The organism is Burkholderia sp. SRS-W-2-2016 (genome assembly GCF_001931485.1).
Classification (GTDB): Bacteria; Pseudomonadota; Gammaproteobacteria; order Burkholderiales; family Burkholderiaceae; genus Paraburkholderia.
This window is the reverse complement of record NZ_MSDV01000097.1, coordinates 1-7,498: the sequence shown is the minus strand read 5'-3', so window position 1 is coordinate 7,498 and position 7,498 is coordinate 1. Positions and strand designations below refer to the sequence as shown.

7 protein-coding genes and 1 pseudogene are annotated in these 7,498 nt (G+C 61.4%); 4 read left to right on the top strand and 4 right to left on the bottom strand.

Annotated elements, in window-relative coordinates:
• On the top strand, positions 1-625 hold a 625-nt coding region (locus BTH42_RS33905; RefSeq protein WP_143752323.1), incomplete at its 5' end, for a transposase.
• 391 nt (positions 626-1,016) lie between these two features.
• Here BTH42_RS33905 and BTH42_RS33900 read toward each other — a convergent pair.
• A pseudogene (locus BTH42_RS33900) lies at positions 1,017-2,038 on the bottom strand (IS110 family transposase).
• A gap of 514 nt (positions 2,039-2,552) precedes the next feature.
• Between BTH42_RS33900 and BTH42_RS33895 the strand changes: the two are divergent.
• From BTH42_RS33895 to BTH42_RS33885, 3 genes are read left to right on the top strand one after another with little or no spacing between them, the layout of a single operon-like run.
• Positions 2,553-3,437: an ATPase gene (locus BTH42_RS33895; RefSeq protein WP_075305531.1), complete on the top strand. Its 885-nt coding sequence runs from the start codon at positions 2,553-2,555 to the stop codon at positions 3,435-3,437.
• Positions 3,438-3,450: 13 nt separating this feature from the next.
• Complete coding sequence (locus tag BTH42_RS33890; protein ID WP_075305530.1) at positions 3,451-5,157, top strand: ATP-dependent helicase; 1,707 nt, start codon at positions 3,451-3,453, stop codon at positions 5,155-5,157.
• A gap of 18 nt (positions 5,158-5,175) precedes the next feature.
• Positions 5,176-5,922: a hypothetical protein gene (locus BTH42_RS33885; protein WP_075305529.1), complete on the top strand. Its 747-nt coding sequence runs from the start codon at positions 5,176-5,178 to the stop codon at positions 5,920-5,922.
• Positions 5,923-5,982: 60 nt separating this feature from the next.
• Here the strand turns inward: BTH42_RS33885 and BTH42_RS33880 are convergent, their stop codons facing one another.
• The 3 genes from BTH42_RS33880 to BTH42_RS33870 form a co-directional block, all read right to left on the bottom strand.
• Positions 5,983-6,495 (bottom strand): hypothetical protein, encoded by a 513-nt coding sequence (locus BTH42_RS33880; RefSeq protein ID WP_075305528.1) that lies wholly within the window; start codon positions 6,493-6,495, stop codon positions 5,983-5,985.
• Between the two features lie 61 nt (positions 6,496-6,556).
• A complete protein-coding gene (locus BTH42_RS33875) occupies positions 6,557-6,949 on the bottom strand; it encodes a polymer-forming cytoskeletal protein (protein ID WP_075305527.1) in 393 nt (130 codons plus the stop codon).
• A gap of 8 nt (positions 6,950-6,957) precedes the next feature.
• Positions 6,958-7,498, bottom strand: a 541-nt coding sequence (locus tag BTH42_RS33870) for a hypothetical protein (RefSeq protein ID WP_075305526.1), incomplete at its 5' end; no start/stop codon positions are given.

Below are 7,498 nucleotides of genomic sequence, written 5' to 3'. Positions count from 1 at the left end.
GCTAAGCCCGATGGCCAAAGCCGCGCGCGAAGCGATGGGCAGGAAGAAGCTCAAGGCGCTGGCCGATCGCGGGTACTGCAGCGCCACGGAAATCAAAGGATGCGATGACGCTGGTATTGCAGCGCTGGTGCCAAAAACACAAACGTCCAGTGCAAAGGCAGATGGACGGTTCGATCGGGCCGACTTCATCTACATCGCCAAAGACGACCAATACCTACGTCCAGCGGGACAACGGGCGATTTACCGATTTACTTCCGTCGAGCGCGAAACTCCGATGGCCCTGCGTACCTACTGGAGCAGCGCTTGCCCGAAATGCCCGATAAAGAACAGGTGCACGCCCACGGACTACCGGCGTATTCGACGATGGGAACACGAAGCGGTGCTTGAGGCGATGCAGTCCAGGCTCGATCGCCAGCTCGATGCCATGACGATGCGACGGCGCACGGTCGAGCACGTGTTCGGCACACTCAAGCACTGGATGGGGACGACGCACTTCCAGACGCGCGGACTTGGCCATGTCGCCGCTGAAATGAGTTTGCACGTGCTGGCATACAACCTCAAGCGAGTCATCAGGATCCTCGGATCCGCAAAGACGATGCGAGCGATGAAGCTGGCAGGCGCGTGAATGCGCGCGCCGACGCTGTTTGCCAGTAAAACACGATCACTTCATTTGCCTGCGTCACGCCCTAACGCAACTGTGCTCCCGCCGGGAAGGGATCGGTCGGCCGCTCTGCGCGTTTTTACACGGCCTTATATGGACAGCGCCCGGTTTGCCAAGCTGATCTCGATGTGATGATGAACGAAGTATCGGTTGCGGTCTTATATTCGGCTTTACGCAAGCCGAAGCCGCGAGCCCTGATGGAATTTGCCAGGAACGTTCTCATCTCGGCCACGCGCTTTTAAGTGCAAGGCCGTGTTCAGGTTTGCGCTCCTATGGTCCGACCTGTTTCGCCATCACGTTTGAATCAACCTCAGCAACCTATCGGTAAATCTATGTTTATTCTAGGTCTTACTTGCTAGACAGGTCTCACGCTTACTGATTCTTGTCGTACCTGCTGTCGTGAGCAAGAATTGCCCATGCCATCCGCGCCACCTTGTTCGCCAGGGCTACCGTCACAATGTTCGCTGGTCGTCGCTCCAGGATACCCTTCTGCCAGGACGTCGGCGTCTTGACATGGCGCATTACGGAACGCGCTCCATGTATCAGTAGCGTGCGCACGTAGGGGTCACCTCGCTTTGAAATCGATCCCAATCTGATCTTGCCACCTGTACCGCTTTGTCGTGGCACCAGCCCGAGAAACGAGGCGAATTCACGACCCGATTTGAACGTTTTTGCATCCCCTATCGTGGCGACTAGCGCAGTCGCCGTGAGTTTGCCGATGCCAGGTATTTCGGCGATCGCCCGGCAAGCCGCTTCCTGTTTGAGCCAACCGCTTATCTGCTTCTCAAGCTGTTCGATGTCGCGCTCGATCGCATCGATACGTCTTAGCTGGTCCTGCAGGCTGAAGATCATGATTCCGGGCAGAGCGTCTTCGAGCTCTGCCATGCGTGCACGGATCTCATTCAGTCCAGCGACACGCCCAGTGCGGAACGACACACCGAATTCATAGAGTAAGCCTCGTAACTGGTTCACCTGCATTGTTCGGAATTTAATGAGCAGCGATCGCATTCGGTGAAGACCGAGCATCGCCTGCTGGTCTTCTGTCTTTGCCGCTACCGTTCGCATCCCCGGCTGCTGTACCGCCGTCCAGATAGCCCGCGCATCCGCCGCGTCGGTCTTGTTCGTCTGGACAAATGGTCGGATGAACTTCGCATGCAGCAATACCACTTCGTGCCCGAGCGCCTTGATCTTGCGGGCCCACCAGTGCGTGCTGCCGCATGCTTCGAGCGCCACACGGCCCGCGGGTCGCTGTGCCAGAAACGCAATCAGTTCGTCGCGCCGGAAGCGCCGATTGGCTATCTCACCGGTTTGCGCGTCAACCCAGTACATCTGGAAAATCCGCTTTGCAACATCCAGACCGTATGTCGTAGCATTCATTTGGGCCCTCCGATCCTCAAGTGGACGTGTCGAAACTCCACTCTGGCACATTGATGCCGTTCGGTTCTGGAGGGCCTCCGCGTTCCTGCTGAACCCCACCTCCCCGAAGGGAGGGCGGTGTCCATTCCATCTCGGCCGGGTTGAGACAGTACCCCCAGCAATCTGCTCGCTGGAAACCGGCCATTGAGGGAGCGTGGGCGAGACCTTGGCTAATTCAAACTGGACGACGACCTCGACCGGCGCTTCATGACCGGGTTGAGGCAGTGCCATCGACAATTCGCTCGCCGGAAACCGGCCATTGAGCGGGCCGGACGGGACCCTAGCTATACAAATTGGATGGCGACCTCGACCGGCGGCTCATGGCCGTTCGTCGACGCACGGTCTGGGTCCATGCATTAACTGGTCAGAAAGATGCTTCAAATCACACATGTTTTGACGGTCCGGGCGATGTGAGGCTAGCAACAATAGGGATATGCCGCGCGTGTGCGCGTGCACCTTTCCACAGGGACCCTATATGAGCACCATCTCCGAAGAGACGAATCCCGAAGCTGCAAGCCAGTCGTCAGCGACCGACATCCTTGCTGCTGCGGCCCGTCCGGCAACCAGTGACGCCGCAAGCGCTACGTCGGCGACCGAAAATGCGACGACGGATGGCGCGGACGGCGGCGAGATCGAAGTCGAGCTGCAACAGATGGAAGACGCGGCAACCACCCTTCAGAGGGAAGGGATGATCAGCGATTCCGAAGCCGAGCAAAAGCGTGAACAGGTCGCCCGTACGCGCAAGCTGTTCCGCGAGCTCTCGCCGACCGAGCGCGCCGCGATCGTGCGCCGCCGCCGGGAAATCGGCCGCGAACTGATGGAGCGTCAGCTTTCGGGCGCCGCAGTGGTGGCCGCGACGGTGCGTCTGAATCACACCCGCCTGAAACCGCTGTTCGAACAGTGGTGGCCGTACCTGAACCGCATGAGCATCAATATGCAGCGCTTCGGCCGTTCGACGTTTGGCGCGGAGGATCAGGGCACGGTCACCGCGTGGCTCGAGAAGCAGGTTTCCGAGCTCGAAACGTATGTCGATGAACAGCTTGGTGTGGCCAAGGACTTCCGCGAGAAGACCGAACAGAAACTGCGCGACCAGGGCGACATTGTGTTCGCGCCGACGGTGACAAAGCCGTCGCTCGCCATTGAGGTCGAGGCGTATTCGCGTTTCTCGATGCGTCTGCTGTCGCTGCTGATGAAGTTCGACCGGGTGATGGACAACTTCGATTTTCTCGTCTGGAACGGCATTCGGGACCAGTCGGACGTCGACGAGGAAACGGCGCGCTTTCTGCGCAAGTTCCATCCGATTGGCGTGCGTGGGTACATGACCCACCTTCGCCTGATGACCACGGTGCGCGCCCGCTAGGCGCGACGCAATCATGCTTGACGGCCTGAATCCACAGCAGCGTGAGGTAGCCGAGCATCGCCGGCACTGCGTCGCGATCGCGTGTCCGGGCGCGGGCAAGACGAAGACGATTGCCGCCAAGGCCGCGCTCCTCCTGTCGGAGCCTACCGCGATCGTCGGTGCGGTCACGTTCAGCAAGGATGCTGCGGTGGAACTGCGCGATCGCATCCTGGCTCTCTCGGGGACACACGCAAGGTCCCGGCTGGTCGCCGGGACTTTTCACTCGCTGGCGTTCCGGCAGTTGGGCCAGCCCGGCGGAAAACGGCGGGACATCGCATCCGATGGCGATCGCATGGGTCTGATTGCCCGCGTCATCGCCGAGCTCGGCCTCGAATGGAAGCCTGAAGAAGTCGTGCCTGTAATCGAGCGGATCAAGACGAATTTCGGTCGCGTCGAGGCCGGTACCGCCGATGCGCAACTCTATGAGGCCTATCAGGCAGCGCTTGAGCGCAACGGCAAGATCGACTTTCAGGACATGCTGCGCCTCGCGGTCGCAGGCATGGAGGCGGGCGACATTACGCCGTATGGCTTCACAGATCTGCTCGTCGACGAGTTTCAGGACACGGACCCGTTGCAGTATCGGTGGGTCGAGCTTCACGCGAAGGCGGGCGCACAGGTGACAGTCGTGGGTGACGATGACCAGAGCATCTATGGGTTCCGCGCCGCGCTTGGCTTTCGCGGGATGGAAAGCTTCGCCGAGGCGTTCAATGCTCAACGTGTGGTGCTGGGAAGCAACTACCGGTGCCGCAGTGAAATCCTCTCGGCCGCCGACCGGGTCATCCGCAATAACGCCGATCGCATACCAAAGGTGCTGCAGGCCGAACGCGGCGCCGGCGGCTCGGTCGCGACGAAGCGGTCTGACGACGAGTATGCCGACGCGGTTGCCGCGGTGGAATTTCTGCAACCGCTGCTCACGTCCGGCAAGTCGTGCGCCATTCTGGCACGCACGAACCGCATCCTCGATCCGATCGAGGCGGTTTGCCGCTCGCACGGTGTTCGGTACTTCCGCGCCTCCGGCAGCTCGGTACTTAACCGGCCGCAGGGCGCGCTCATGTGCAATCTGCTCCAAATTGTTGAAGGCCGCAAGCAGAACGGGCTTGATGCGGTTCTGGGCTACATGGGAATGAATTCGGCTCACCTCGGCTCACTGCACCGCGACATGGGCCCGGCGCTCGTACAACGGCAGAAAAAGGATCTGGTCGCGCTGGGTCTGCCCGAAGAGACGGCCACTGCCTACCGCGCGTTCATGAAGCGTCTGGGCGAGTGGCAGCTGATGTGCGAGCGCCAGTTCTACTCGCTTGCGCTCGACGGTGTGCTGGAACTGATGATGACCTACGCGAAAGCTGATCCGGCGATTCGCGCAGTCCAGGGCACATACGACGTGCTGTCCCGACTGAACGGGTCGTTCGCCGAGCGGATCGAGTATCTCAAACGGGACAATAACAAGCCCACGGACGGCGCGCTCGTGCTGACAACCATGCACAGTTCGAAAGGGCTCGAGTGGGACCATGTCTGGATCACCCGCGCCGAGGAGGGGGTGGTACCGGACGAGAAAAGCACCGAATCGGAGGAGCGGCGTCTGTTCTACGTCGCGATGACGCGCGCGCGTGACAGTCTTGTCATCGCCACGATCAGGAAAAATCCCGTGTCGCGATTCGTCATCGAATCGGAAGCACGCTAGGGAATCTTTGGGGTCTTCATGCTCGATAGACTGTTCCGCAGGCTTGGCTATGTGCCGGTCTCGTCGCTGAACCTTACGCCGTATGAGACGGCATCACACTCGCCGGCGGTTGCGCCGCATCGGCACCGGGCATCGGCCTTCGAGTTCGGCAGGGCAAAGCTCGACGGCCTGTGCTATCTGTACTGCGACGGCGACTTCTCCCACCTCGCCGTCGGGCGCGATGACTGGGCACCGCTTGCCGTCGCCGGCTTTTCGCTCTCGAGTCAGCCGCAATGCCGTGCGTGGCTGAACGAGAACCTTCGCTCGCGCGTCTGGGTGGGAAACGAAGCGCTGCAATCCTGGCACGCGGAGAACCGGCCGGTGTTCGCAAAGGTTGGCTCGCGACCCAACCGGCAGTTCGTGTCGCCGATGAATCTGGCGATGTTGACGGACAACGGGGAAAAGGATCAGGTCCCGATGCTGGAGGCCAGCGAGATCGCGGAACTGTTCGCGTTGGCGTGGCAGCGTGCCCGCGTCGCGTCACCGTTTTTCTTTCCGGTAAATTCGGCGCAGTATGCCGCGTTGCTGGGTCACCACGCACTTCGGTTCGCCTGCGAGGCGAACGAGCACGCACTCGAAAGAGCCATCGACTGGCTCGCGACCTGGTTCGAGTCGCGCGGCCTGGCGGTAGACCGGGAACAGTTGCTGGTAAATCTGCCGGGCTACGGTGCGCTCTTTTGTCGGGCCCCTGCATCGCTTTCAGGGCGGCATTCTGATCGCAGATAAACATAAAAAAATGGCGCTCCCGGCTGGAAGCGCCATTTTTGTATCCCGGTCGCGCGGTAATTAAAGGTCCGCGCGGTGCAATTTCAGCACGAGGCGATAGCGAGCATCGCCGAGCGGCACGTCCACGCTCTGGCCATCGACCACATCGATCGTCACGTCGGTGGCTTCGAGGCCCTTCACGTCTACGACTTCGGAATGGCAGTCAACCGTTCCGCTGTCGCGCTTACCGACAAACTCCGTATCCTGCGCAGTCACCGACAGTCGCGCCTTGTTCGTGTCGACATCGACGGGCTTCACAACCAGTGAAAGGCCGACGAAACGGCTTTCGCTCTGCAGACGCATCGTTGCGCCCTCCAGATGGCACGTCCCAAATCCGACATGCGTGCCGCTGGAATAGGCGAACGGGCTCCGGCCGAAGGCTTCGTGAGCGATGATCGAGGTCCCGGCCGAAACCAGATGACCGTCCTTGTAGAACGAGACGTCGATCTGTTGTGCCGGCGCCGCCGCGGATGCGTTTCCAATCGCGCAAGCGCAAAGCGCGACTGCGGTGAGGGTTTTCGAAAGACGATTCATGAAAGCTTGACGCTCCTTTTGAATGGGTGGTCGGGTGTTTCTGCGTGGGGGGACTTGCGATTCAGACTGCTGCCGCGGTTCGCGAGAGCTGCTGGACATTGCTCGCCGCGTTTTCGATGGTCAGATCGCTCTTGCGCTTGACCTGCCCTTCGAGAGACGCACGCGCGCCGAGACGGATCGTCCCGTAGTAGTAGACGTTGCCTGTCACGCGGCCGTTGATCTCGAGGATGCCGCGCGCGTGCACGTCGCCCTCAACCGTGCCGTCGATCCGGACGTGCTCGCCCTGAACCTGCCCCTTGACCATGCCGCCCTGACCGACATGCAGCAGGCCGGTATTGGAGACCACGTCACCATCGACGATGCCGAAAAGGCTCAGACCGTGATCGAGAATCACGCTGCCGTGAACGGACAGGCCTGCGCAAAGCAGGGTGACACTGGGACCTTGTGATTTCATAGGGGCTCCTAGAACAGTTGGACGTCGCCGGATTTCGCGGCGGGCGCTTTCGACGGCGCGGGCGTTGTGGTCGACGGAGCAGCGGGCTCGTCGTTCGCCGTCGGCTGGTGACGGGTCAGGTGGTGCAATGGCCGCAAGGCTGGCCTGGCCGGTCCATGCGACTGCTGCGCCGGGGCGGCCGCCGCCGTTGTGGTCGGTGTCGAGGTGGCGGTTGCGGGCGCAGCATTCTGCGATGGCGCTGGTGCCTGCACCTGAGCCTGCGATGTGATCGCCGGTCGGGCTGACGGTGCGGGAGCAGTCTGGCTTTGCGCGTGGATCGGAGAGGCCGCGGCGCGCTGTTCCGGATTAGTGGATGGGGTGGCCGCGCGAGGATCGGTTGTGGCGGCCGCGGCCGCGGCCGGGGGCGTGAGCGTGCGCGCGTCGACGCTCGCAAGGCCGGACGGTCCGGTCGCCTTCTGCACTTCGAAGTCACTCGCGGTCAGCGGCTTTGCGGGAGCCGCATTGATCGGCATCGTGCCATCGTCCGCCGCTTGCGAGCGGGTGGGGGGG